Source organism: Streptomyces thermodiastaticus (assembly GCF_014656135.1).
Taxonomy (GTDB): Bacteria; Actinomycetota; Actinomycetes; order Streptomycetales; family Streptomycetaceae; genus Streptomyces; species Streptomyces thermodiastaticus.
In genome coordinates, this window is sequence record NZ_BNBV01000003.1 from 311,121 (window position 1) to 335,867 (window position 24,747).

Consider the following 24,747-nt stretch of genomic DNA (forward strand, 5'->3'; position numbering starts at 1 on the left):
CGCGGTCACGGCCGCGCACCCCGGGAGCGCAGGGCCTTGCGGGCCTCGGGGTCGGCCTTGCGGTAGCCGTGGAAGTGACCCGGGTGGTACAGGTGCGAGCGCGTGCCGTGCGCGTCGAGCGCCGGACCGACCAGGAACAGGGTGTGCTTCCAGAGCTTGTGCTCCTTGACGGTCTGCTCCAGCGTGCCGATCGTGCACCTGACGATCAGCTCCTCCGGCCAGGTCGCCTGGTAGGCCACCACGACCGGGGTGTCCTCGCCGTAGCCGCCCTCCAGCAGCTCGCGCACCAGCTGGCCGCTGCGCGCCGCCGACAGGAAGACCGCCATCGTGGTGCCGTGCCGGGCGAACGCGCGGACCTCCTCGCCGGGCGGCATCGGCGTCTTGCCGCCGCCCAGCCGGGTCAGGATCACCGACTGCGCCACCTCGGGAATCGTCAGCTCGCGCCGCGCCAGCGCGGCCACCGCCGAGAACGACGACACCCCCGGCACCACCTCGGTGGCGATCCCGATGCGGGCGCACTGGTCCAGCTGCTCCTGGGTGCCGCCCCACAGGGCCGGGTCACCGGAGTGGATACGGGCCACCTTCAGGCCCTCGGCGTGCGCCCGCTCGTACACGGCGACGACGTCCTCCAGGGACATGGCCGCCGAGTCCAGGATCTCCGCGTCCTCACGGGCGTGCGTGAGCACCTCGGCCTGGACCAGGCTCGCCGCCCAGATCACCACGTCGGCCTCGGTGATCGCGCGGGCGGCGCGGAACGTCAGCAGGTCGGCGGCGCCGGGCCCGGCACCGACGAAGGTCACCTTGCCGGCGGGGGCAGCGGGCATGGGTCGGATCCTCTCAGCAGAATGTCGGTGAATGTCATGGTCTGGGATGGCCGGGCGAGGGCCGGATGTGCGCGAAGCGGCGTTCATCGGATAGCAAGAGCACATGGCTGTCTTCGTCGCGCTCGGCGCGTTCCTGATGACGCTGGCCGGCGGATGGACGGCACAGCGGGTGACCGACCGCCGCCACCTGGTCCTCGGACTGGCCGGCGGGCTCATGCTCGGCGTGGTCGGACTCGACCTGCTGCCGGAGGCCCTGGAAGCGGCCGGCCGGGAGGTCTTCGGCGTACCGGCCGCCCTGCTGCTGTTCGTGACCGGCTTCCTCATGGCACACCTGGTGGAGCGCCTGCTCGCGGCCCGGCAGGCCGCACACGGCGGCGACGAGCACGCCCACCACCGCGCCCCCGAGGTGGGACTGACGGCGGCCGCCGCGATGGTCGGGCACAGCGCCATGGACGGCGTGGCCATGGGCGCCGCCTTCCAGGTGGGCGGCGGCATGGGCGCCGCCGTCGCCCTCGCGGTCATCGCCCACGACTTCGCCGACGGCTTCAACACCTTCACCCTGACCCGGCTCTACGGCAACGCACGCCGCAAAGCCCTGGCCATGCTGGGCGCCGACGCCCTCGCCCCGGTGGCCGGCGCGGCCAGCACGTCGTTCGTGTCGATCCCCGAGTGGTTCCTCGGCGGCTACCTCGGCCTGTTCGGCGGCGCACTGCTCTACCTCGCCGCGGCCGAGATCCTGCCCGAGGCCCACCACGCGCACGCGGCCCGCTCGACCCTGCTGTGCACCATCGCCGGCGCGGCGTTCGTCTGGCTGGTGGTGGGCCTGGCGGCCTGACCCCGCCCGCCGGGCCGGGCATGCCGACCGCACCCGCCGCAGGGCCGCAGCACCGCCGCTCACAGCTTGCCGCCCCGCCCGCCGTCCCGCCGCGGCGGCGCGATCAGCGTCGACAGATACGGCAGGGGAGAGCCGTCCAGCTCGGCTGCCGGACGGATCGACTCCCCCGGCAGCCCCAGCGCCGACCCCCACACGGCATCCTCCAGCCGGCCGCTCGCCCGCAGCGCCTCGGCCACCTCGCCCGCCTGACGCCCGAACTTGTACGCCACCACCGTCCCCGGCCCGCGCAGCGCCTCCTTCAGCACGCCCGCACCGGCGGTCACCGGTACCAGCGTCAGCGGCTCGGTGCCCTCGGTCAGCACCGCACCCGACCGCGCCGCCAGATCCTGCATCGCGGTGATGCCGGGCACCGTCTCCACGACCGTCCCCGGCACCAGGCCTGTGACCGTCTGCGCGAGATAGGTGAACGTCGAGTACACATTGGGGTCGCCGATCGTCGCGAACGCGACCGTGCCGTGCTCCCGCAGCAGCGCCGCGACCCGCTCCCCGGCCGCGTCCCAGGCCGACTCCCGGCGCGCCCGGTCCGTGCGCTCGTTCAGCGCGAACACCACCCGGACGATCTTCTCCGGCCCCACATGGTGCAGCACGGTCGCCTCGGCACGCCCCCGCTCCCCGGTGTCCATCACCGGCACCACGACGACCGCGGCGGCCCGCAGCGCCTTCACGCCCTTGACCGTCACCAGGTCCGGGTCGCCGGGACCGACGCCCACTCCGATCAGCCTGCAGGTCATGGCGTGAGACACCTCTCGACGAACCGACGGGCGACACCGGGCCGCGCGGCCCAGTGGGTGTGCAGATAGCTCGCGTGCACACCGCCCTGAACGAAACCTTCCACCCGCCGCACCGGAGCCCTGACCCCCCAGGCGGCAGCCGCACCGGCACCGGGCTCGACGACCGTGCGATGGAACTCGTGCCCCCGCATCCGCGTCCCCGCCTCGGCGAGAACACTGCCGGTGACGGCCACCGCGTCCCGGTAGCCCAGCGTGAGCCGCCCGGTCATCCGCGCCTGGGCGTCCAGCACCCCGCACATCGGCCGGCCGTCCAGCTCCCGGCACAGATACAGCAGCCCCGCACACTCCGCGGCCACCGGAGCACCACCGAGCGCGAGATCCGCGATCTCTGTGCGCAGCGGCTCGTTGCCGGACAGCTCCGCGGCGTACACCTCCGGGAACCCGCCCCCGACGACCAGCCCGCGCGTCCCCTCCGGCAACCGCTCGTCCCGCAGTGGGTCGAACGGGACGACCTCCGCACCCGCGGCCCGCAGCAGCTCGGCGTGCTCCGCGTACGAGAACGTGAACGCCGCACCCCCGGCGACCGCGACCACCGGCCGGCGTGCCACCGGCACCTCAGGCACCTCGGGCGCCTCCCACGGCTCGCCCGGCAGCGCCCCGGCACTGCGCGCCAGCGCCAGCAGCGCCGGCAGATCACAGCCGTCCGCGACCCGCTCCGCCATCGCCGCCACGGCCTCCACCGCGGCCGCACGCCGCTCGGCGACCGGCACCAGCCCCAGATGCCGCGACGGCGTGGCCACCTGCTCCGCCCGCCGCAGCACACCCAGCACCGGAACCCCCACGGACTCCAGCGCCTGTCGCAGCAACGCCTCGTGCCGCTCGGAGGCCACCTTGTTCAGGATCACGCCCCCGATACGCACCTCCGGGTCGAAGGTGACGAACCCGTGCACCAGCGCCGCCACCGACCGGGACTGCGCGGACGCGTCCACCACCATCACCACCGGCGCCCGCAGCAGCTTCGCCACCTGCGCCGTGGACGCCAGCTCACCCTCGCCCGCCGCACCGTCGAACAGGCCCATCACACCCTCCACGACGGCGACGTCGCACCCGCGCGCCCCGTGCAGGAACAGCGGCGCGATCAGCTCCGGCCCGCACAGATACGCGTCCAGATTGCGCCCCGTGCGCCCGGTGGCCAGCGCGTGATACCCGGGATCGATGTAGTCCGGGCCCACCTTGTGCGGGGACACCGACAGCCCCCGCCGGGCCAGCGCGGCCATCAGCCCCGTCGCGACCGTGGTCTTGCCGCTGCCCGACGACGGCGCGGCCACCACGAGCCGGGGAACGGACCTCACCACTCGATGCCCTTCTGGCCCTTCTGACCCACGTCCATCGGATGCTTCACCTTGGACATGTCGGTCACCAGGTCCGCGAAGTCCACCAGCTGCCGCGGCGCGTTCCGCCCGGTGATCACCACATGCTGGATGCCCGGCCGGCCGCGCAGCACCTCGATCACCTCGTCGGTGTCCACCCAGCCCCAGTGCAGCGGATACGCGAACTCGTCCAGCACGTACAACCGGTAGGTCTCGGCCGCCAAGTCCCGCTTGACCTGCTCCCAGCCCTCCCGGGCCTTGGCCTCGTTGTCCGTCTGCTGATCGCGCTGCACCCACGACCAGCCCTCGCCCATCTTGTGCCAGGCCACGGTGCCGCCCTCACCGGAGTCACCGAGCACCCGCAGCGCCCGCTCCTCGCCGACCCGCCACTTGGCCGACTTCACGAACTGGAACACCCCGATCGGCCAGCCCTGATTCCAGGCACGCAGCGCCAGCCCGAAGGCGGCCGTCGACTTGCCCTTCCCGATGCCCGTGTGCACGATCACCAACGGCCGATGACGCCGCTGACGCGTCGTCAGCCCGTCCTCCGGCACCACACTCGGTTGTCCCTGCGGCACTACGCGGCCCTCCTGCTCGCACCCTGAACGTCCCTGACCAGCCCGGCGATCGCGTCGGCACGCAGCTCGTCCAGCGTGACCGCCTCACCGCCCAGATCCGCGGCCAGCCGCCCGGCCAGCCCCAGCCGCACCGGCCCCGACTCGCAGTCCACGACCACCGACGCCACACCCTCGGCCGCGAACAGCCGCGCCGCACGCGAGGCCAGAGCCACCGGCTGCGGACCACCGGTGGCCCGCCCGTCCGTCACCACCACGACCAGCGGCCGCCGCGTCGCATCCCGCAGCCGCTCCACCCGCAGCACCTCGTGCGCCTTGAGCAGGCCCGCAGCCAGCGGCGTCCGCCCGCCCGTCGGCAACGACTCCAGCCGCGCCGCGGCCGCGTCCACCGACGACGTCGGCGGCAGCGCCACCTCGGCGGAGGAGCCCCGGAACGTCACCAGCCCCACCTTGTCGCGCCGCTGATACGCGTCCAGCAGCAGCGACAGCACGGCACCCTTCACCGCGCTCATCCGCTGCCGCGCGGCCATCGACCCGGAGGCGTCCACCACGAACAGCACGAGGTTGCCCTCACGCCCCTCGCGCACCGCCTGCCGCAGATCGTCCCGGCGGATCACCAACCCCGGCCCCGACCGGCCCCGCGCCCGCTGATACGGCGCCGCGGCCCGCACCGTCGCCGCCAGATGCAGCTTGGTCAGCGCCCCCTGCGGGCGCCGGGCACCGGTGGTCCGCCCGTGCTCGGTCCGGGCACGGGACCGCCGCCCGGCGGCACCCTCACCGACACCGAGCACGCTCAGCACCCGCGTACGGAACGGCTCGCCGGCCCGTGCAGCGGACTGCTCCCCGGCCCCGGCCGGCTGCGGCTGCCCGCCCTCGCCCTCCTCGGGGCGCGCGCCGGCGTCCCCGCCCTGCGGTCCGGCATCGGGCGCGGGCTGACCACCGCCACCATCGGGACCACCACCGCCGTCACCGTCGGGGTCCGGATCGGTGTCGGGATTCTCGGGATCCTCGCCGGAGAACTGCTCCAGCGTCTCGTCCAGCTTGTCCTCGTCCAACCCGGGCGCGTCGAAGGGATTGCGCCGCCGACGGTGCGGCAGCGCGAGCAGCGCGGCCTGCCGCACGTCCTCGGCCAGCACCTCCGTCCGCCCGGCCCACGCGGCCAGCGCGGTCGCCGTACGCGCCATGACGATGTCGGCACGCATGCCGTCCACCTCGAAGGCCGCGCAGGTCGCCGCGATCTGCTTCAGCGCCCGGTCGCTCAGCCGCACCTGCGGCAGCAACTCCCGCGCCGCCGCGATTCGCTGTCGTACGGCTGCCTCCTCCTCCGCCCAGCGCGCGGCGAAGGCCGCCGGGTCGGCGTCGTAGGCGAGCCGCCGCTTGACGACCTCCACGCGCGTGTCGGGATCGCGGGAGGCGGCCACCTCGACGGTCAGGCCGAAGCGGTCGAGCAGCTGAGGGCGCAATTCCCCTTCCTCGGGATTCATGGTCCCGACCAGCAGGAACCGCGCGGCATGCCGTACGGAGACACCTTCGCGCTCGACGTACGAGGCGCCCATTGCGGCGGCGTCCAACAGGACGTCGATCAAGTGGTCATGCAGCAGATTGACTTCGTCGACGTACAGGATGCCCCGGTTCGCCTCGGCCAGCAGACCCGGCTCGAAAGCCTTCACACCCTCCGCGAGGGCCCGTTCGATGTCGAGGGCGCCCACCAGCCGGTCCTCGGAGGCTCCGACGGGCAGCTCAACGATCCGCGCGGGCCGCATTGTGGCCTTGCCCGCCTCGTGCGGCCCGTCCGGGCACGCGGGGTCGGGCGCGGCGGGATCGCAGGAGAACCGGCACCCGGGCACGACGGCCACCTCGGGCAACAGCGCCGACAGGGCACGCACGGCGGTGCTCTTCGCGGTCCCTTTCTCACCCCGGACCAGAACTCCGCCCACTGCCGGGCTCACCGCATTCAGGAGCAGGGCCAGACGCAGGTCGTCCTGTCCGACGACAGCGGTGAAGGGATAGGGCGTGCTCACGCGGTGATCACTCCTTCGGGTGATTCAGGGTGGAGTGGGCCCTGGCCAGGCCGGTGGCCGGTCAGGGTGGTGGCGTGTCGCCCGCTGATGCGGGGGTGGTCCGGTGGACACGAGCGAGCACGACCTGGTCGATGCCTCCTCCCCGCGCCAGCGGGGGTTCCGAGGGGGATCACGCGTCTCCCTCCAGATCTCCCTCGAGTTCGAGGTAGGTCGCCCGGAGCCGGTCCAGGGTTTCCTGGTCCGGCTCCGCCCACAGCCCGCGCTCGGCGGCCTCCAGCAGGCGCTCCGTGATGCCCCTCAGTGCCCAGGGATTCGAGCGCTTCATGAACTCGCGGTTCTCGGCATCGAAGACATACGCCGCCGACAGCTTCTCGTACATCCAGTCGTCGACGACCCCGGCCGTGGCGTCGTACCCGAACAGGTAGTCCACGGTCGCGGCCATCTCGAAAGCACCCTTGTATCCGTGCCTTCTCATCGCCGCCATCCAGCGCGGGTTGACCACCCGGGCCCGGAAGACCCGGTGCGTCTCCTCGCCCAGCGTCCGCGTCTTCACCTGATCCGGCATGGCCGAATCGCCCACGTACGCCTCGGGGTTGGCGCCGGTCAGGTGGCGGACCATGGCGACCATGCCGCCGTGGTACTGGAAGTAGTCGTCGGCGTCCACAATGTCGTGCTCGCGGGTGTCGGTGTTTTTCGCCGCCACCGCGATCCGCCGGAACGCCGTCTCCATGTCCCCGCGCGCCGGCCGCCCGTCGAGCCCGCGCCCGTAGGCGTAGCCGCCCCACACCGCGTACACCTCGGCGAGGTCGGCGTCGGAGCGCCAGTTGCGGGCGTCGATCAGCGGCAGCAGGCCGGCGCCGTACGCGCCGGGCTTGGAGCCGAAGATGCGGGACGTGGCGCGCCGCCGGTCGCCGTGCCCGGCCACGTCCTCCTCCACGTGCGCCCGCACATAGTTGGACTCGGCCGGCTCGTCGAGGTCGGCGACGGCCCGTACGGCGTCGTCGATCAGGCCCACCACGTGCGGGAACGCGTCCCGGAAGAAGCCGGAGATGCGGACGGTGACGTCGATGCGGGGCCGGCCCAGCTCCTCCAGCGGGACGATCTCGAAGCCGGTGACGCGCCGGGAGGCGTCGTCCCACACGGGACGGCAGCCCAGCAGCGCGAGGATCTCGGCGATGTCGTCGCCCTGGGTGCGCATCGCGGAGGTGCCCCACACCGTCAGGCCGACGGACTTCGGATACGCGCCGGTGTCCGCGAGGTACCGCCGCACCAGCGAGTCCGCGAGGGACTGGCCGACCTCCCAGCTGAGCCGGGACGGGATGGCCTTGGGGTCGACGGAGTAGAAGTTGCGGCCGGTCGGCAGGACGTTGACCAGGCCGCGGGTCGGCGAGCCGGAGGGACCCGCCGGGACGTAGCCGCCGTCCAGGGCGCGCAGGATGTGCCCGATCTCGTCCTCGGTGCGGGCCAGGCGGGGTACGACCTCCTCGCAGGCGAACCGCAGCACGGCCACGGCGTCCGGCATGTCGGCGCCCAGCACCTCGCGCACCAGGCCCGGCGCCGCGTCCGTCGCCCAGTTCCGTTCCTCCATGCCCTCGGCGACCCGCCGGCACAGCTGCTCCAGCAGGTCGATGGCGTCGGAGGCGGTGCGGGCGGGGCCGTCGACCAGGTCGGTCAGCTCCGCCGGGACCTTGACCGGGGCGCCGGGCTCGGCCAGCAGCTCCTTCTCGTCCAGCCCGAAGTGCGCGGCCAGCGAGGCCCGCAGACCCGGCAGGGCGTTCGCCTGACCGCCCCACACCTGGGAGGCCCGCAGCACCGCAAGCACCAGGTTCACGCGGGGTGCGCCGACCGGGCCGCCGCCGAGGATGTGCAGGCCGTCGCGGATCTGCACGTCCTTGATCTCGCACAGGTAGCCGTCGATGTGCAGGACGAACTCGTCGAACTCGTCGTCGTCCGGCTGCTGGTCCACGTGCAGGTCGTGGTGGAGTTCGGCGGCCTTCACCAGCGTCCAGATCTGGGCGCGCACGGCCGGGGCCTTCGCCGGGTCCAGGTCGCTGACCAGCGCGTACTCGTCCAGCAGCTGTTCGAGCTTGGCGAGGTCGCCGTAGGTGTCGGCGCGGGCCATCGGCGGCACCAGGTGGTCGACGACCGTGGCGTGGCCGCGCCGCTTGGCCTGGGTGCCCTCGCCGGGGTCGTTGACGATGAAGGGGTAGACCAGGGGCAGGTCGCCGAGCACGGCGTCCGGGGCGCAGCCGCGGGACAGGCCCAGCCCCTTGCCGGGCAGCCACTCCATGGTGCCGTGCTTGCCCATGTGGACGATCGCGTCGGCGCCGAAGCTGTGCTCCAGCCAGCGGTAGGCCGCCAGGTAGTGGTGCGAGGGCGGCATGTCGGGGTCGTGGTAGATCGCGACGGGGTTCTCGCCGAAGCCGCGCGGCGGCTGGATCATCACCACGACGTTCCCGAACTGCAGCGAGGCGAGCACGATGTCGTCGCCGTCGACGTACAGCGAGCCCGGCGGTTCGCCCCATGCCTCGGTCATCGCCTCCCGCAGCCCGGCGTCGAGCGTGTCGAACCAGGCGCGGTAGTCGGCCAGCGGCACCCGGGCCGGTGCGGCGCGCAGCTGTTCCTCCGTCAGCCACTCCACGTCGTGGCCGCCGGCCTCGATGAGCCGGTGGATCAGCTCGTCGCCGGTGGCGGGGTAGTCGGTCAGGGTGTAGCCCGCGTCGCGCAGCGCGTCCAGCACCCGGACCGCCGAGGCCGGGGTGTCCAGGCCGACGGCGTTGCCGACCCGGGAGTGCTTGGTGGGGTAGGCGGTGAAGATCAGCGCGATCTTCTTCTGGGCGTCGGGGGTGTGCCGCAGCCGGGCGTGCCGGACGGCGATCCCGGCGACCCGGGCGGCCCGCTCGGGGTCGGCGACGTACACGGGGACGCCGTCGGGGCCCTCCTCCTTGAAGGAGAACGGGACGGTGATCAGGCGTCCGTCGAACTCGGGGATGGCGACCTGCATCGCCGCGTCCATGGGGGACAGCGCCGCGTCGGACTCCTCCCACGCGGCGCGCGGGGTGGTCAGGCACAGGCCCTGCAGGACGGGCACGTTCAGCTCGGCCAGCGCTCCGACGTCCCAGGACTCCTCGTCGCCGCCGGCGGAGGCCTGCGAGGCGTGGGTGCCGCCGGCCGCGAGCACGGTGGTGACCAGGGCGTCGGCGCGGCCGAGGAGCTCGTACAGCCCGGCTTCCGCGCCGCGCAGCGAACCGCAGTACACGGGCAGCGCGTTGGCGCCCCGCTCCTCGATCGCCTGGCACAGGGTGTCGACGAAGTCGGTGTTGCCGCTGAGTTCGTGGGCGCGGTAGAAGAGCACGCCGACCGTCGGGCGGTCGTGGCGGATCTCGTAGGCGCCGTGCACGCCGTACGCGGGCATGGGGCGGGGCGGTTCGAAGCCCTCGCCGGTGAGCAGGACGGTGTCCGACAGGAACCGGGCGAGTTCGGCGAGATTGGCGGGGCCGCCCTCGACGAGGTACTTCAGCGCCTCGGCGACGACTCCGGCGGGCACGCTGGACTCGGCCATCAGTTCCGCGTCCGGCACCGTCTCGCCGCCGAGCAGCACGGCCGGGACGCCGGACGCCTTGAGCGCGGCCAGCCCGTCCTCCCAGGCGCGTTTGCCGCCCAGCAGCCGGACGACGGCGATGTCCGCACCGTTCAGCAGGGCCGGCAGGTCCTCGGCGACGTCCACGCGGGTGGGGTTGGCGATGCGGTAGCCGGCGCCGGAGGCCCGGGCCGCCAGCAGGTCGGTGTCGGCGGTCGACAACAGCAGCACTGTGCTCATGCGGGAGCTCCCGGGGGGATGAAGGGCAGTCCTTGCGGCGCGCCGGACTCGATGAGCCGCCACAGCGCGTCGGTGTCCGCGTGCTGTTCGATCAGGTCGCCGAGCCGGTCGAGCTGCTCCTCGCGCAGCGCGGCGAACGAGGTGTCCGGTGCCGGCACGAAACGGCGGCCCGCGGCGGCCGCCACCTCGCGCAGGAAGGCCCGCCGGAAGCCGTCCGACTCCAGCGCTCCGTGCCAGTGGGTGCCCCAGGTGGTACCGAGGCGGCAGCCGTCCAGGAACGGCTCGTCACCACCGTGGACGTCGGCGACCCCGTGGTGGATCTCGTAGCCCTCGACGGGCTCGCCCAGGGCCCGCCCGGACGGCCGGGCCAGGGTCTTCTCGCGGGCGAACCGCACCCGCACGGGCAGCAGGCCGAGCCCGGCCACGTGCCCGGCACGGCTCTCCACCTCGTCCTCGATGTGCTCGCCGAGCACCTGGAAACCGCCGCAGATGCCGAGGACCGGCCGGGACTGTGCGGCGCGGAGTGCCAGCGCGTCGGCGAGTCCGCGCTCGCGCAGCCACTCAAGGGCACGGACCGTGCCCCGGGTGCCGGGGACGACGACGAGATCGGCGTCCGCCAGTTCCTCCGGCCGGTCCACGAACCGCACCACGACCCCGGGTTCGGCGGCCAGCGCGTCGACGTCGGTGAAGTTGGACATCAGCGGCACGGCGCACACGGCCACCCGCAGCACGTCCTCGCCGACCGGGGGCTTGACCGCCGACTCGCGGGCCGCGCCGCGCAGCGACACCGCCATGCCGTCCTCCTCGTCGATGCCGAGGCCGTGCCGGTAGGGCAGCACACCGAAGGTGCGCCGGCCGGTGAGGTCGTGGAGCATGTCGAGGCCCGGCTGGAGCAGGGACACATCACCTCGGAACTTGTTGACGAGGAATCCGGCCACCAGCCGCTGGTCCTCGGGGGCGAGCAGGGCGACGGTGCCGAAGAAGGACGCGAACACCCCGCCGCGGTCGATGTCGCCGACGACCAGCACGGGCAGCCGGGCGGCGCGGGCGAGGCCCATGTTGACGATGTCGGTGCGGCGCAGGTTGATCTCCGCCGGGCTGCCCGCCCCCTCGCAGATCACCACGTCGTGGCTGCGGCGCAGTTCGGCGAGGCAGTCCAGCACGGTGCCGAGCAGCCGCTCCTGCCGCCCGCCGTGGTAGCCGCGGGCGCTCAGCTCGCCCATCGGCTTGCCCAGCACCACGACCTGGCTGCTCTGCTCGCCGCCCGGCTTGAGCAGCACCGGGTTCATCAGCGCGGTCGGCTCGATGCGGCACGCCTGGGCCTGCATGGCCTGGGCGCGCCCGATCTCGGCGCCCTCGCGGGTGACGAAGGAGTTGAGGGACATGTTCTGCGCCTTGAACGGCGCCACCTTCACGCCCCGGCGCACCAGCCACCGGCAGATCCCGGCGGTCACCACGCTCTTGCCGGCGTCGGAGGTGGTGCCGGCCACGAGCAGGCCCCCGCTCATGCCGCACCGCCCTTCACCTGGCGGCTTGTCACCCGGCGGACGGCACGCGGGGCGCCCCGCCCGCGACGGCCGCACAGCAGCTTCGCGCCGGCGCAGGTGGCGAGCGCGAGCCAGCTCACGCGCCGCGAGAGCCGCACGGCACGGTCGATGTCCGCCACCTGGACGGTGCGCCCGGTGGAGTTGAGCACCGGCCGGTGCTCCACGCGCCCGGCGTACGACAGGGTGCCGCCCAGCCGCACCCCGAGCGCCCCGGCGAACGAGGCCTCGACCGCACCGGCGTTGGGGCTGGGATGCGTCGCGGCGTCGGCCCGCCAGGCCCGTACTGCACCTCGCGGGTCGCCGCCGGCGAGGGCGGCGAGGGCGGCGGTCAGCCGGGCCCCCGGCCACCCGGCCAGGTCGTCGAGGCGGGCCGAGGCCCAGCCGTAGCGGCGGTAGCGGGGCGAGCGGTGACCGACCATGGCGTCCAGGGTGTTGACGGCCCGGAAGCCGGCGAGTCCCGGCACGCCCGCGACCGCGCCCCACACCAGGGCGCCCACCACCGCGTCGGAGGTGTTCTCGGCGACCGACTCCACCACGGCCCGGGCGATGCCGTCGGCGTCCAGGGCGTGCGGGTCGCGTCCGCACAGATGCGGCAGCCGCGCCCGCGCGGCCGCCACGTCGCCCGCCTCCAGCGCGCGGGCGATGACGCGGGCTTCGCGGGCGAGGGAGGTTCCGCCGACCACCGTCCAGGTGGCGGCGCCGGTCAGCAGGACGGAGGCGGTGGGGGAGCGGCGGACGGCGCGTGCGGCGAGAGCCGACACCGCTACGGCGCCACCGGCGCACAGCGCGGTGTGCAATGCGCCCCAGCCGCGGTGGTCCTTCCACAGCACACGTTCGACGGCGCCGGCGGCCCGCCCGAACACGGCGACCGGATGCCCGCGGCGCGGATCGCCGAGGAGCAGGTCACCGAGGAGGCCGGCGGTGGCGCCGTACGCGTAGACGCGAGCGGCACCCATGGGGTCAGCCGATCGCGGGGGCTTTACGGGAGACGTCGTTGATGAGCCTGAACCGGCAGCCGCGCATGGGATGTGTCCTCACTCAGGGTGTCCACGCCCTGGTTCGACGAAAACCGGCGGTGAGAGTTCCTGGCTCCCGGGGAGGTCTCCCCGGTCACAGTGGCGGGACCGCGCCGGATTCGCACCGGGCTTCCTCTCGTGCCGCCGTAACTGGCCACGGAAGTCCACCACGCCCCGCGAACACCCGTCAACTCCGCCCTGACCTGCGACGCCCTGGTGTGCTGAGGCCCACACCGGCGCCGGGTGACCCGGGGGTGTGCGACGGTCGCCCGGGTCTTGTGTGCGGCGAGAGAACGACAGGACTCCCCGGGGCACGGGTGGCCCCGGCAAGTCGCCGGACGCTGTGGGCCGCTTCAGCCCACGATGAGGTCTTCAGCCCACGATGAGGTAGATCCCGTAGGCCACGGCCGCCGCGCACAGTGCGAAGCACGTGTACGCCCCGGCCGTGGCGGCCACGGCGCGCTCGCCGCGGGTCGCGGCGGCCTCGCGCCGGGACAGCCCGGCGATACCGAGGGTGAACAGGGTCACCAGGGCGACGGTGACCACGAGGCTGACGCCGAACACGGAGCCGAGTGCTGCCCAGTCGATCTTCATGCTGTAGCTGCTTTCCTGCGACCGGCGCGGTGAGCCGGTGCGATGCGGTGGGTCAGACGGCCGCAGCCGGCGGGGTCGCCGCGGGCGCGGGGGCGGGGGAGACCGACTCGGCGGCCGGGGACACGGGCGCGGGGGCCGTGGGCTGGGCCGGGACGGTCGCCGTCGGTCCGTCGGCGGGCGCCGGCGCCGGGGCGGTGTCCTCGGCGGCGGGGGCGGGCTGGCCGGCGGCCGGCGGGGCCACGGCGGCCAGGGCCTGGGTCACCACACCGGCCGGCTCCTCGGCCGTCGCCGCAGGCCCGGCGACGTTGGTGTGGTCGACGACCTGGCGACGGGAGATCAGCCAGATCGCGGCGCTGGAGGCCACCAGGAACACCGCGACGAGCGCGGTGCCCCAGTCGCCGAGCCCGGTCACGGCCTCGGCGCCCGCGCCGACCAGGGCGGCCGCAGGAAGGGTGAGCACCCAGGCCACGGTCATGCGCCCGGCGGTGGACCAGCGCACCACGCCGCCCCTGCGGCCCAGGCCGGCGCCCATCACCGCGCCGGACACCACATGCGTGGTGGACAGCGAGAAGCCCAGGTGCGAGGAGGCGAGGATGGCGGTGGCCGCGCTGGTCTGGGCAGCGAAGCCCTGCTGCGGCTGAAGGTCGGTCAGGCCCGTGCCCATGGTGCGGATGATGCGCCAGCCGCCGATGTAGGTGCCGAGCGCGATCGCCAGGCCGGCGGAGAGGATCACCCAGGTGGGAGGGTTGGAGCCGGGGGCCAGGGCACCGCCGGCGATCAGGGCCAGGGTGATGACGCCCATCGTCTTCTGCGCGTCGTTGGTGCCGTGGGCCAGGGAGACCAGGCCGGCGGAGGCGATCTGTCCGGCGCGGTGGCCCTTCTCGGCCGCCTTGCCGTCCTTCCCGCCGATCGTGTACGACAGCCGGGTCGCGACCGCCGCGGCGATACCCGCGACGACCGGGGCGGCCACCGCCGGCAGCACGACCTTGGTGATCAGTGCCCCGCCGTGCACCGCGTCGGGGCCGGCCGAGGCGAGGGTGGCGCCGACCAGACCACCCATCAGGGCGTGCGAGGAGCTGGAGGGGAGCCCGACCAGCCAGGTCAGCAGGTTCCAGAGAATGGCGCCGACCAGAGCGGCGAAAATGACCTCGGGACGAATGCCGGACTCGTCGACGAGACCCTTGGAGATCGTGTTGGCGACCTCGACGGAGAGGAAAGCGCCCACGAGGTTGAGCGCGGCGGACATGGTCACCGCGACCTTGGGCTTGAGCGCGCCGGTGGAGATGGTGGTGGCCATCGCGTTGGCGGTGTCGTGGAAACCGTTCGTGAAATCGAACGCGAGTGCGGTTATCACCACAATCGCGAGGATCAGCGAGAAGCCTTCCATTTACCCAGGCAATCGTTCGAGCGTCATTGGCCGGTTGAAGGTAGGTAACGATGGTGAACAGAAGATGAACTGGGGCGGTCGGGGCGGTGTCCGGTTGCGTCGCCACCCATTCCGTTTGTGTCCGTTTGCCGCACGACCGAAAGGATCACGCCATGGCTGACCGGCCGCGGGACGAGCACCGGGCCGCGCGGCCACGGAAGGCGACCGGCGAGGAGGCGGACGCCTGGCGGGACCTGGTGGCCACGGCCCGGCGCACCGCGGCGGACGGCCTGGTCGTCGGCACCTCCGGCAACGTGTCGGTGCGGGTGGGCGACACCGTGCTGGTCACGCCGTCCGGCGTACCTTACGACCGGCTCACGCCCGACGACGTCACCGGGGTGGACCTCGACGGACGGCAGGTGCTCGGGACGCTGGTGCCCACCAGCGAGCTGCCCCTGCACCTGGCGGTCTACCGCACCACCGACGCCGGTGCCGTCGTCCACACCCACGCCGTGCACGCCACGGCCGTCTCCACGCTGGTGCCCGAGCTGCCCCTGGTCCATTACATGGCCGCCGCGCTCGGCGGCCCGGTGCGCGTCGCGCCGTACGCCGCCTACGGCACCGAGGAACTGGCCGAGAACATGCTGCGCGCCCTGGCCGGCCGCTCCGGGTGCCTGCTGCAGAACCACGGCACCGTCACCTGCGGCGCCACCCTCGACCAGGCCTTCGACCGCACCGCCCAGCTGGAGTGGATGTGCCGGCTGTGGCTGACCGCCTCGTCCGTGCCCGGGCTGACCCCCAGCCTGCTCACTTGCGGGCAGCTCGCCGAGGTCCAGGAACGGATGCGCGGCTACGGCCAGCGGCGCTGACGGACCGGGAACGCGCGGGCGCGGCAGGCGGCGGGCCGAGCGCCTGGAGACGCGGTCCCGGGGGCGGGGAGGCGTCCCCGCGCCGGGGACAGGGCCGGGAACGCGGGCCGCCGCCCCCGCGCGTCGCGGGAGCATGTCACCCCGGCCGCTTCTCCCGCTGGCCGGTGCGGCGGTCCGCCCGGACACTGGTTGCGTGCGGACAGTCACAGCGACGGCCACGGCCGTCACCGCGGTTCTGGCGGCCGGCGCGGCGGGCGTCGCCGCCGGGCGGCTCGCCAGCGACGCGGCGCTCAAGGCGCCCGCGGGCCGGCCCCTGCCCACCGAACCCCGGCTCACCGTGCACGGCACGGCCGCTGGACAGATCACCCTCACCCGGGACCTCGCCTCGTTGCGGCCCGGCACCTACGGCCTGGCCGGCAACGGCTCGCACGCGGTCGTCGGCCCGGTGCTGGCCGACGCCCCGCACCAGCCCGACACCGTCGTACGCCGCCTGGAGCGCGTCACGCACGGCGTGCTGAACCCCGGCGACAAGGTGTGGCTCACCCCGAACCTGCACGTCGGCACCCCCCGCACCGCCCTCGGTCTGCACCACCGGGACGTCGAGGTGCCGGGCGAACTGGGCCCGCTGCCCGCCTGGTACCTGCCGGGTGTCCGTGCGACCTGGGTGATCACCGTGCACGGACTGGGCACCACCCGGGAGCTGCCCATGAACGTCATGGGTTTCCTGCACCACCGGCACTTCCCGGTCCTGGACGTCACCTGCCGCGGCGACCCCGGCGCCCCGCGCTCCCCGGACGGCCTGAACCATCTCGGCCAGAGCGAGTGGCGGGACCTGGACGCCGCGCTCCGCTACGCCGTGCGGCAGGGCGCGGACCGGGTCGTGCTGTACGGCTGGTCCACCGGGGCGACCATGGCGCTGTGCACGGCGTTGCGATCGGACCTGCGTGACCGGGTCTCCGGGCTGATCCTGGACTCGCCGGTGCTCGACTGGGAGACGACGCTGCGGGCCCTGGCCAGGGCACGGCACATGCCGGGCGCCCTGCTGCCGCTCGCGGTACGCGCCGCGCAGGGCCGCACCGGGCTGCACCGCGACGGGCTCGCCGGCATCGCCGACCCCGCGGGGCTCGCCGTGCCGACCCTCGTCGTCCACGGCCCCGGCGACGAAGTGGCCCCCTGGCACCTGTCGAGACGGCTCGCCTCCGGCCGCCCCAACCTGATCGCCCTGCACATCGTGCCCGACGCGCCGCACGGAGCCATGTGGAACGCCGACCCCGCGTCCTACGAAGAGGCACTGCGTCGTTTCCTCACGCCTTTGATGTGAGGCGACTGATGTGAGGCGACGCACGTGGTGCGGGGCCATGGCCTCGGCATCGATGTGAGACGACGCATCCGGCGCGGGGCCATGGCCGCGATGTGAGGCGACGTATCCGGTGCGGGCGATGCCGCTTGCGTGGAGCGACGCTCCTGGTGCGACGCCCGGGGCGACGCGGTCGGCACGCGGCGGGCCGCGTCACCCCGCGGACAGCGGGGCCATCACCCCATCGGGGCGGATTCCGCTTGTCGCCGGCGGCGGGCCCGGGCGGGGCCCGCCGCTGCCCGGTCCGTGCCCGGTCCCGTGCCGCGCCGCCCCGCCGGCCGTGCGCACGTCAAAGGCGTCCCCGACCCGGTACGGGCCGCCGCCGGACCGCTCGTCCACCGCCGCCCCAACTCGCGTGCACTACCTTTCGTCTGGCCCGTCGAGGCGTTCCGTTTGGGTTTTCGCAGCGGCAGCAGGAAGACTGCACCCGTGACGTCCCGTACCCCACGCGACTCCAGGCTTCGACTCGTCCGCCCGCGGCCCCTGGCCGCCGCCCCACGAGCCGTGAACCAGCGGCGCCCGCGCCGCACCGTGCCCCGCCCGCCGGAGGGCACCCCCGCACCATCGGAGCTGGCCCGCATGGCGCGTGCCCGCCTGGCCGGGGCGGTCCGCATCGCCCGGTGGGCCGACGCCTGTCTCGGGCCCGGCCGGGACGAGGCGGGCGTCGACGGCAAGGCCACCCTCTCCGACCGGACCGCCGCCCGGGCCGCCCACGATCTGGACCTGACCGTGGCCCAGGCCCGCGCCGACTGGGACACCGCCCGCCTCACCGGCCTCGTCGAGGTGCACGGCGACAGCGCGCGCCCCGGATGGCGGCTGCGGGCCTGGGACCACGACGACAGTGCCGTGCTGCGCGGCTGGGTCGCGCTGTTCGACGCCTGGCCGCTCGTCTGCCCGGAACCCGAGGGGCACGAGTCGGCCGCCGTCGCCGAGGTCGTCTCGGCCATGCCGCAGGTGCTGTCCTTCCTCCAGCTCTCCGCCGGGCCCGTACCCGTCGACCAGCTCCTCGACCTGCTGCGGCAGCGCGTGACCGAGCTGCGCACCGAACGCTGCGAGGTTCCCTACGACCCCGCCTCGGGCCCCGCGCCGGTGCGCGCCCCGAGCATCGTCCAGCAGCCGGTGTCCGGCCCCGACGACACCCGGACGGCGGGGGCGGCCCCGGACGCGGAGGCACCTCGGCAGCCCCGCCCCGCGTCACGGCTCGCGCTCGCCTCCGTGGCCTCCGGCACGGAAGTCGGGCCCGCCGCGGCGGCCGCAGCGCGGCCCGGCGACCGCACGGCGGACGGCGACGGCCGCGTCGCGGCGCCGGCCGGGCCCCCCGCGGAGGTCGAGGCGGCCGCGCTGGTGCCGCTGCTCGACTGGGCGCTCGGGGCCCTCGCCTCCGTCGGGGCGCTCACCTACGGCGACGGGCAGGCCACCCTCACCCCGCTCGGCAGCTGGGCGGTGTGGGTCAAGCTGGAGCAGATCTGCGTCGCCGCGCAGAGCCCGGCCGGCAACATCGAGCAGTCGGCGGAGCACATGCTCCGCGGCTGTGCCCAGCTGCGGCCGAACGCGGCCCGCGCCGAGTACCGGGCCTGGCTCGCCGCCCGCCCGGTGGGCAGTGCCGTCGCCGAGCTGCTCGCCGCCGCCCGCGGCGACGACGCCCTGCTGCGCGGGCTCGCCTTCGAGGCGCTGCGGGTCGTCGGCGCACCCGCCGAAGCCGACGTCAGGGCCGTGCTCGACGAGCCCACGCTGCGGCCCTACGCCCTGCTGTGGCTGGCCGAGCACGACGGCGTCGATCCGGAGGACGCCCACGAGGTCCTCACCCGCGAGGAGGCCACCTGGCTGTGGGTGGACACCGCCGCGGCCGTCGCCGACCACGGGGAGGCCGAGATGCTGGTGCGGCATCTGGAGACCGCGGTGCAGCCGACGGTGCCCGCCCTGCTCGACGAGGTGCGGGCCGTGGGGCACCCCCGCACGGTGCAGGTGCTGGTCGCGCTCGCGGCCGCGCACCCCGACCCGGCCCTGGCCAAGCTCGTCCGCCGGGCCGCCTTCCAGGTCCACACCGGCGCGAGCTGACGGCGGCCGGCCCCGCCCGCGCCCCGGACGGTGCGGGGCGCCGACAACATCCGTGCCCGGCCGTGCGCGCGTCCCCGCGCGGGCGCCCCGGCGCACGACGGTGCCGTCGGCGCCCCGCGCGCCCGGGTCCCGTCCGGCCGGGCGCTCCAGGCCGTGCGGACGGACCGCGAGGCTCCGCCGTCCGGGCCCCTCGACGGTCCGCCGTCCGCTCCCGAAGGCCCGCCGCCCGCATACGGAGGGGTGCCGTCTGCACCTGGGAAAAGCGCTTGCGGCACCCCGTTAGACTGTCCCGCATGGCCATTCTCCTCGCGCATTAGACGGCGGGATCACCTCAGCCGACCGTCCCGCCCTCATCACCCGCCCAGGAGTGTGCCCGTGATCTCCGCTTCCGGCATCGAGCTGCGCGCCGGTGCCCGCGTCCTCCTCGAGAACGCCACCTTCCGTGTCGCCAAGGGCGACCGCATCGGTCTGGTCGGCCGCAACGGCGCCGGCAAGACCACCCTCACCAAGGTCCTGGCCGGCGAGGGCATCCCCGCCGCCGGCACCGTCACCCGCAGCGGAGAGGTCGGCTACCTTCCGCAGGACCCCCGCACCGGCGACCTCGACGTGCTCGCCCGCGACCGCATCCTGTCCGCGCGCGGCCTGGACGTGCTGATCCGCAAGATGCGCGAGAACGAGCAGCGCATCGCCACCGGCAAGGGCGCCACCCGGGAGAAGGCCCTCAAGCAGTACGAGCGGCAGGAGACGGAGTTCCTCACCAAGGGCGGGTACGCCGCCGAGGCCGAGGCCGCCACCATCGCCGCCGCGCTCAACCTGCCCGACCGCGTGCTCGGCCAGCCCCTGCGCACCCTCTCCGGCGGTCAGCGCCGCCGGATCGAGCTGGCCCGGATCCTGTTCTCCGACGCGGACACCCTGCTGCTGGACGAGCCGACCAACCACCTGGACGCGGACTCGATCATCTGGCTCCGTGACTACCTGAAGACCTACCGCGGCGGCTTCATCGTCATCAGCCACGACGTCGACCTGGTGGAGACGGTCGTCAACAAGGTGTTCTACCTGGACGCCAACCGCGCCACGATCGACATCTACAACATGGGCTGGAAGCTGTACCAGCAGCAGCGCGAGGCCGACGAGAAGCGCCGCAAGCGCGAGCGGGCCAACGCCGAGAAGAAGGCCGCCGCGCTGAACGCCCAGGCCGACAAGATGCGCGCCAAGGCCACCAAGACGGTCGCCGCGCAGAACATGGCGCGGCGTGCCGAGCGGCTGCTGGCGGGCCTGGAGGAGGTCCGCCGGCAGGACAAGGTGGCCAAGCTGCGCTTCCCCGAGCCGGCGCCCTGCGGCAAGACCCCGCTGATGGCCGAGGGCCTGTCGAAGTCGTACGGCTCCCTGGAGATCTTCACGGACGTCTCGCTGGCCGTGGACCGCGGCTCCCGGGTCGTCATCCTCGGCCTGAACGGCGCGGGCAAGACCACGCTGCTGCGGCTGCTCGCGGGCATCGAGCAGCCCGACACCGGCTCGGTCGTCCCCGGCCACGGACTCAAGCTGGGCTACTACGCCCAGGAGCACGAGACGCTCGACTCCGACCGCACGGTCCTGGAGAACATGCGCTCCGCCGCGCCCGACATGGACCTCGTGGAGGTCCGCAAGGTGCTCGGCTCCTTCCTGTTCTCCGGCGACGACGTCGACAAGCCGGCGGGCGTCCTCTCCGGCGGCGAGAAGACCCGCCTCGCCCTGGCGACCCTGGTGGTGTCCTCGGCGAACGTCCTGCTGCTCGACGAGCCCACCAACAACCTCGACCCGGCAAGCCGCGAGGAGATCCTCGGCGCGCTGCGCACCTACAAGGGAGCGGTCGTGCTGGTCACCCACGACGAGGGCGCGGTCGAGGCGCTGCAGCCGGAGCGGATCATCCTGCTGCCCGACGGGGTCGAGGACCTGTGGGGCGCCGAGTACGCGGACCTGGTCGCGCTCGCCTGACCGGCCGGGAGGCACCGGGGCCCCGAGGCCTCGCCCGGCACCCGGCGAGGGGGCGTCCGGTCATGCGCCGTATGGATCATTCGGCCTATTCGGTGTCCGTCATTCGTGTGAGATCTCCTCATCGCCCGGTGTGTCATGGACCGATTTCGCGGCCGAACCCTTATGAACCGAGGGTTCGGCCGCATCGCTGCTCTGACCTGGTAGTTCTCCGCACGGATCGTGCGCCGGTGCGCGCCGAGCCGCTTGGAATATGCAATTCCGCTTGTGGGGATGTGCTCCTGTCGTCACAACCCTGTCTCACAGACCTTGCCGAATGGGTGGCCATCGGGCCCCGGAGGGGTGATCATGAGGGGACCAGAGCGCACTTCCCATGAGGAGGCACGGGTGGCCGAGACTCTGAAGAAGGGCAGCCGGGTGACCGGCGCCGCGCGCGACAAGCTCGCGGCAGACCTGAAGAAGAAGTACGACGCCGGTGCGAGCATTCGAGCGTTGGCCGAGGAGACCGGCCGCTCGTACGGCTTTGTGCACCGCATGCTCAGCGAGTCGGGTGTCCAGCTCCGCGGGCGTGGCGGAGCCACGCGCGGCAAGAAGACCCAGCAGTCCTCCTGACCGCGGGCGGTCCCTCGGCTCCGATGGAAACCGCGCGGCAGGCTCTTCCGGGCCTTGTGCCACGGGGCCCGGAGGAGACCTCACGGCGCCGGGTGGTTACTGTGCAGTCGCTTAGGACTGCCCGCGCAGGGCAGCCGTGTCGACCGCACCCATCGGAGGCGCACCATGGCTTCGCTCGAGCACGACCTCGATCCGCGACGCGAAGGACGTGACCTGGCAGACGACAACTCCCCTGCTCCCGCCGTCCTCGACAAGGACGGGGTACGGCTCGCCGTCGACGGCGCGGTCGCGACGGTGACACTGACCAACCCGGCCAAGCGCAACGTGCAGAGTCCTGCCTTCTGGCGGGCACTCACCGAAGCGGGGCGGCTGCTGCCGGGCTCGGTCCGCGTCGTGCTGCTGCGCGCCGAGGGCCCGTCGTTCTCCGCCGGCCTGAACCGGCAGGCGTTCACGCCGGAAGGGATCGACGGCGAGCTGTCGTTCTTCGACCTGGCGCGCAGCGACGACGCCGAGCTGGACGCGACCATCGCCGCCTACCAGGAGGCCTTCACCTGGTGGCGGCGCAGCGACCTCGTGTCCATCGCGGTGGTGCAGGGGCACGCCATCGGGGCGGGCTTCCAGCTCGCCCTCGCCTGCGATCTGCGTGTCGTGGCCGACGACGTGCAGTTCGCCATGCGTGAGACCGGTCTCGGACTGGTGCCGGACCTCACCGGAACCCATCCGCTGGTGAGCCTGGTCGGCTACGGCCGCGCGCTGGAGATCTGCCTGACCGGCCGGTTCGTGTCCGCCGAGGAGGCGGTGGCCGGCGGGCTGGCGAACATCGCCGTGCCCCGCGACCAGCTGGACGCCGCGGCCCAGGACCTCGCCTCGGCGATCCTGGCGGCGCCCCGCGACGCGGTGATCGAGACCAAGGCGCTGCTCCAGGGCGCCCAGGGCCGCACCTACGACGAGCAGCGCGCCGCGGAGCGCCAGGCCCAGGCCCGCCGCCTGCGCGACCTGGCGGGCCTGGGCGACTGAGCGGTCGGCACCGGCCCACGGGCCGCGCGACGGTGCGGGGCGTTTCCTGCGGGCGTCCCGCACCGCACCCGTGCGCGGCCCCGCCCGCCCGGAGGCGATGCGGGGCCAGGTGTGCGGGGATGCGGGACGGGTGTACGGGCGGGTCTCAGAACCCGTGCCGGAAGCCGCCGTCCACCGGGACCATGATGCCCGTGAGGTAGGACGCCGCGGGGGAGAGCAGGAACGCCGCCGTGCGGCCGAACTCCTCCGGTGTGCCGTAGCGGCGCAGCGGGATCCGGGACTCGGCGGCGGCGCGGGTCGCCTCCGGATCGGCCGACCGGGCGTCCAGCTCGCGCACGCGGTCGGTGTCGATCCGGCCCGGCAGCAGGCCCACGACCCGGATGCCGCGCGGCCCCAGCTCGTCGGCGAGGGACTTGGCGAAACCGGCCAGGCCCGGGCGCAGCCCGTTGGAGATGGTCAGGCCGGGGATCGGCTCGTGAACCGAGCCGGACAGCACGAAACCGATGACGCCGCCCGCCTCCAGCTCGGCCGCCGCGGTGCGGGCCAGCCGCACCGCCCCCAGGAACACCGACTCGAACGCCGCCCGCCACTGCTCGTCGGTGTTGTCCGCGACGAAGCCCGGCGGCGGTCCGCCGACGCTGACGAGGATGCCGTGGAAGCCGCCGAAGCGCTCCCGCGCGGTCGCGACGAGCCGGGCCGGGGCCTCGGGGTCGCCGTTGTCCACGGCCACCCCGACGGCGCCGGGACCCAGCTCGGCCGCCGCGTCGGCGGCCCGCTGCTCGTCGCGCCCGGTGACGACCACCTTCGCGCCGTCGGCGACCAGCTGGCGCGCGGCGGCGTTGCCCAGGCCGCGTGTCGCGCCGGTGACGACGTACACCCGGTCCTTCAGTCCAAGATCCATGCCCCTTATCCTGCCCGCTCGCCCCGGTCGCGGGCGAGGGCGGGGAGGTGTCCGCGGTCTACACCGCGGCGGGCTCGTTCTCCTGTCCGGCCGTCGTCCGCTCCGCCGCCCGGCGGTCGCGCACCTCGCGGCGGGCCAGGATCAGCCAGCCGACCGGGACACAGGCCGCGAACAGCCACCACTGGATGGCGTACGGCAGGTTGATGTCGTCCACGCCGATCCAGCTGCTGTCCCCCTTGGGGGAGGGCAGCAGCTGGGGGCTGCCGTTCTCGGGCGCGGGGGAGGTCAGCTCGATGTAGCCGCCGAGCACGTTCTGCGCGGAGGTGTCGCCCGAGTTCCGCAGCAGGGCACCGACCTTCTTGCTGTTGATCAGCATGATCTGCCGGTCCGGCAGGCCCTTGACGTCCTTGATGCCGCTCTCGGCCGTCGTCTCGTCCGGCATCAGCCGGCCGGTGACCGTGATCTCGCCCTCGGCCGGGGCGGGGATGGCCGGGAAGGCGGTCTGCGAGGTGGGGGAGGGGATCCACCCACGGTTGACCAGCAGCATCCTGCCGTCGTCCAGCACGAACGGGGTCAGGACGTGGTAGCCGACCCGGTCGTCGGCGTTGGTGCGCCGGCGCACCACCAGCTCATGAGCCGTGTCGAAGTGACCGTGCGCGGTCACCCGCCGGTACAGATGATCGTGCGCGACCGAACCGCCGACCGAGGTGAGCGTCTCCACGGGCACCGGCTCCGCCGCGAGCGAGGTGCTGATCAGCTTGTTCAGCGCCTGCCGGTGGTCGTGCCGGTGCAACTGCCAGAAGCCCAGCCAGATCATCGTCGGGATCAGCGCGATCGCGACGACGGTGATGATCACCCACTGGCGGGTCAACAGGAAGCGGTACACCCCACGACGGTACCGAACGCCCGTGGGGTGTCTCCGCCAGGGGTGTCCCTCAGACACGGTCGACGATCCCGGCCCTGCCCTCCGCGCGGGCGCAGTGGGCGCCGCAGTACCAGTGGCCGTCCGCCTCCACGCCCTGCCCGATGATCTGCACACGACAGTGCTCGCAGATCGGTGCCATGCGGTGGATCGCACAGGCGAAGCAGTCGAAGATGTGTACCGCTCCCTGGGCGTGGACCTCGAAGGTCATACCGTACTCATTGCCGCATACTTCGCATCTCGCCATGCGCCCCAGCGTCGGCCGCCGCCGACGGCTCGGC

General features: G+C 73.8%; 20 protein-coding genes and 1 riboswitch. Of the genes, 7 read left to right on the top strand and 13 right to left on the bottom strand.

Annotated elements, in window-relative coordinates:
- Positions 1-5 precede the first annotated feature (5 nt).
- Complete coding sequence (cobM, locus tag IE286_RS05000) at positions 6-824, bottom strand: precorrin-4 C(11)-methyltransferase (RefSeq protein ID WP_189795371.1); 819 nt, start codon at positions 822-824, stop codon at positions 6-8.
- Positions 825-927: 103 nt separating this feature from the next.
- Between cobM and IE286_RS05005 the strand changes: the two genes are divergently transcribed.
- Positions 928-1,659, top strand: a complete 732-nt coding sequence (locus IE286_RS05005; RefSeq protein ID WP_189795372.1) for a ZIP family metal transporter — start codon at positions 928-930, stop codon at positions 1,657-1,659.
- 59 nt (positions 1,660-1,718) lie between these two features.
- Here IE286_RS05005 and cobI read toward each other — a convergent pair whose 3' ends face one another.
- From cobI to IE286_RS05050, 9 genes are all read right to left on the bottom strand, one after another.
- A complete protein-coding gene (gene cobI / locus IE286_RS05010) occupies positions 1,719-2,450 on the bottom strand; it encodes a precorrin-2 C(20)-methyltransferase (RefSeq protein ID WP_189795373.1) in 732 nt (243 codons plus the stop codon).
- Entirely contained in the window at positions 2,447-3,805 is a 1,359-nt protein-coding gene (locus IE286_RS05015; protein WP_189795374.1) for a cobyrinic acid a,c-diamide synthase CobB, read from the bottom strand. Before IE286_RS05015 ends, cobI begins: the two co-directional genes overlap by 4 nt.
- A complete protein-coding gene (cobO, locus tag IE286_RS05020) occupies positions 3,799-4,398 on the bottom strand; it encodes a cob(I)yrinic acid a,c-diamide adenosyltransferase (RefSeq protein ID WP_189795375.1) in 600 nt (199 codons plus the stop codon). Before cobO ends, IE286_RS05015 begins: the two co-directional genes overlap by 7 nt.
- Positions 4,398-6,416: a putative cobaltochelatase gene (locus IE286_RS05025; protein WP_189795376.1), complete on the bottom strand. Its 2,019-nt coding sequence runs from the start codon at positions 6,414-6,416 to the stop codon at positions 4,398-4,400. Before IE286_RS05025 ends, cobO begins: the two co-directional genes overlap by 1 nt.
- A 169-nt stretch (positions 6,417-6,585) precedes the next feature.
- Positions 6,586-10,236: a cobaltochelatase subunit CobN gene (cobN, locus tag IE286_RS05030; RefSeq protein WP_189795377.1), complete on the bottom strand. Its 3,651-nt coding sequence runs from the start codon at positions 10,234-10,236 to the stop codon at positions 6,586-6,588.
- On the bottom strand, positions 10,233-11,744 hold the full coding sequence (locus tag IE286_RS05035; RefSeq protein ID WP_189795378.1) for a cobyric acid synthase: 1,512 nt from the start codon (positions 11,742-11,744) through the stop codon (positions 10,233-10,235). Before IE286_RS05035 ends, cobN begins: the two co-directional genes overlap by 4 nt.
- Entirely contained in the window at positions 11,741-12,739 is a 999-nt protein-coding gene (locus tag IE286_RS05040; RefSeq protein ID WP_189795379.1) for a cobalamin biosynthesis protein, read from the bottom strand. Before IE286_RS05040 ends, IE286_RS05035 begins: the two co-directional genes overlap by 4 nt.
- Before the next feature lie 101 nt (positions 12,740-12,840).
- A riboswitch (cobalamin riboswitch) is annotated at positions 12,841-12,983 on the bottom strand.
- A gap of 188 nt (positions 12,984-13,171) precedes the next feature.
- On the bottom strand, positions 13,172-13,393 hold the full coding sequence (locus IE286_RS05045) for a hypothetical protein (RefSeq protein WP_189795380.1): 222 nt from the start codon (positions 13,391-13,393) through the stop codon (positions 13,172-13,174).
- A 52-nt stretch (positions 13,394-13,445) separates the two neighbouring features.
- Positions 13,446-14,780 carry an inorganic phosphate transporter gene (locus IE286_RS05050; protein WP_189795381.1) on the bottom strand — a complete coding sequence of 445 codons (1,335 nt, stop codon included), beginning with the start codon at positions 14,778-14,780 and terminating at the stop codon, positions 13,446-13,448.
- Positions 14,781-14,932: 152 nt separating this feature from the next.
- On the opposite strand from IE286_RS05050, the gene IE286_RS05055 reads away from it, so the two are divergent.
- From IE286_RS05055 to IE286_RS05080, 6 genes are all read left to right on the top strand, one after another.
- Positions 14,933-15,628: a class II aldolase/adducin family protein gene (locus IE286_RS05055; RefSeq protein ID WP_189795382.1), complete on the top strand. Its 696-nt coding sequence runs from the start codon at positions 14,933-14,935 to the stop codon at positions 15,626-15,628.
- A 193-nt stretch (positions 15,629-15,821) separates the two neighbouring features.
- Positions 15,822-16,949 (top strand): alpha/beta hydrolase family protein, encoded by a 1,128-nt coding sequence (locus IE286_RS05060; protein WP_189795383.1) that lies wholly within the window; start codon positions 15,822-15,824, stop codon positions 16,947-16,949.
- A gap of 615 nt (positions 16,950-17,564) precedes the next feature.
- Positions 17,565-19,043, top strand: coding sequence for a hypothetical protein (locus tag IE286_RS05065; protein ID WP_229861955.1), 1,479 nt, complete (start codon positions 17,565-17,567; stop codon positions 19,041-19,043).
- A 375-nt stretch (positions 19,044-19,418) separates the two neighbouring features.
- Positions 19,419-21,017 (top strand): ribosomal protection-like ABC-F family protein, encoded by a 1,599-nt coding sequence (gene abc-f / locus IE286_RS05070; RefSeq protein ID WP_189795385.1) that lies wholly within the window; start codon positions 19,419-19,421, stop codon positions 21,015-21,017.
- A gap of 384 nt (positions 21,018-21,401) precedes the next feature.
- Complete coding sequence (locus IE286_RS05075; RefSeq protein WP_185867905.1) at positions 21,402-21,626, top strand: helix-turn-helix domain-containing protein; 225 nt, start codon at positions 21,402-21,404, stop codon at positions 21,624-21,626.
- Between the two features lie 165 nt (positions 21,627-21,791).
- On the top strand, positions 21,792-22,643 hold the full coding sequence (locus IE286_RS05080) for an enoyl-CoA hydratase/isomerase family protein (protein WP_189795386.1): 852 nt from the start codon (positions 21,792-21,794) through the stop codon (positions 22,641-22,643).
- Positions 22,644-22,788: 145 nt separating this feature from the next.
- Here IE286_RS05080 and IE286_RS05085 read toward each other — a convergent pair whose 3' ends face one another.
- From IE286_RS05085 to IE286_RS05095, 3 genes are read right to left on the bottom strand one after another with little or no spacing between them, the layout of a single operon-like run.
- On the bottom strand, positions 22,789-23,544 hold the full coding sequence (locus IE286_RS05085) for an SDR family oxidoreductase (protein WP_189795387.1): 756 nt from the start codon (positions 23,542-23,544) through the stop codon (positions 22,789-22,791).
- Positions 23,545-23,602: 58 nt separating this feature from the next.
- Positions 23,603-24,430, bottom strand: coding sequence for an SURF1 family cytochrome oxidase biogenesis protein (locus IE286_RS05090; RefSeq protein WP_189795388.1), 828 nt, complete (start codon positions 24,428-24,430; stop codon positions 23,603-23,605).
- Between the two features lie 49 nt (positions 24,431-24,479).
- Entirely contained in the window at positions 24,480-24,713 is a 234-nt protein-coding gene (locus IE286_RS05095) for a metallothionein (protein ID WP_189795389.1), read from the bottom strand.
- Positions 24,714-24,747: the final 34 nt, after the last annotated feature.

Excerpts from the sequence above, each read along its gene's own strand:
- cobM (WP_189795371.1), bottom strand. The coding sequence starts at position 824 with ATGCCCGCTGCCCCCGCCGGCAAGGTGACCTTCGTCGGTGCCGGGCCC.
- IE286_RS05005 (WP_189795372.1), top strand. The coding sequence starts at position 928 with ATGGCTGTCTTCGTCGCGCTCGGCGCGTTCCTGATGACGCTGGCCGGC.
- cobI (WP_189795373.1), bottom strand. The coding sequence starts at position 2,450 with ATGACCTGCAGGCTGATCGGAGTGGGCGTCGGTCCCGGCGACCCGGAC.
- cobN (WP_189795377.1), bottom strand. The coding sequence starts at position 10,236 with ATGAGCACAGTGCTGCTGTTGTCGACCGCCGACACCGACCTGCTGGCG.
- IE286_RS05035 (WP_189795378.1), bottom strand. The coding sequence starts at position 11,744 with ATGAGCGGGGGCCTGCTCGTGGCCGGCACCACCTCCGACGCCGGCAAG.
- IE286_RS05040 (WP_189795379.1), bottom strand. The coding sequence starts at position 12,739 with ATGGGTGCCGCTCGCGTCTACGCGTACGGCGCCACCGCCGGCCTCCTC.
- IE286_RS05045 (WP_189795380.1), bottom strand. The coding sequence starts at position 13,393 with ATGAAGATCGACTGGGCAGCACTCGGCTCCGTGTTCGGCGTCAGCCTC.
- IE286_RS05050 (WP_189795381.1), bottom strand. The coding sequence starts at position 14,780 with ATGGAAGGCTTCTCGCTGATCCTCGCGATTGTGGTGATAACCGCACTC.
- IE286_RS05055 (WP_189795382.1), top strand. The coding sequence starts at position 14,933 with ATGGCTGACCGGCCGCGGGACGAGCACCGGGCCGCGCGGCCACGGAAG.
- IE286_RS05065 (WP_229861955.1), top strand. The coding sequence starts at position 17,565 with ATGGCGCGTGCCCGCCTGGCCGGGGCGGTCCGCATCGCCCGGTGGGCC.
- IE286_RS05080 (WP_189795386.1), top strand. The coding sequence starts at position 21,792 with ATGGCTTCGCTCGAGCACGACCTCGATCCGCGACGCGAAGGACGTGAC.
- IE286_RS05085 (WP_189795387.1), bottom strand. The coding sequence starts at position 23,544 with ATGGATCTTGGACTGAAGGACCGGGTGTACGTCGTCACCGGCGCGACA.
- IE286_RS05095 (WP_189795389.1), bottom strand. The coding sequence starts at position 24,713 with ATGGCGAGATGCGAAGTATGCGGCAATGAGTACGGTATGACCTTCGAG.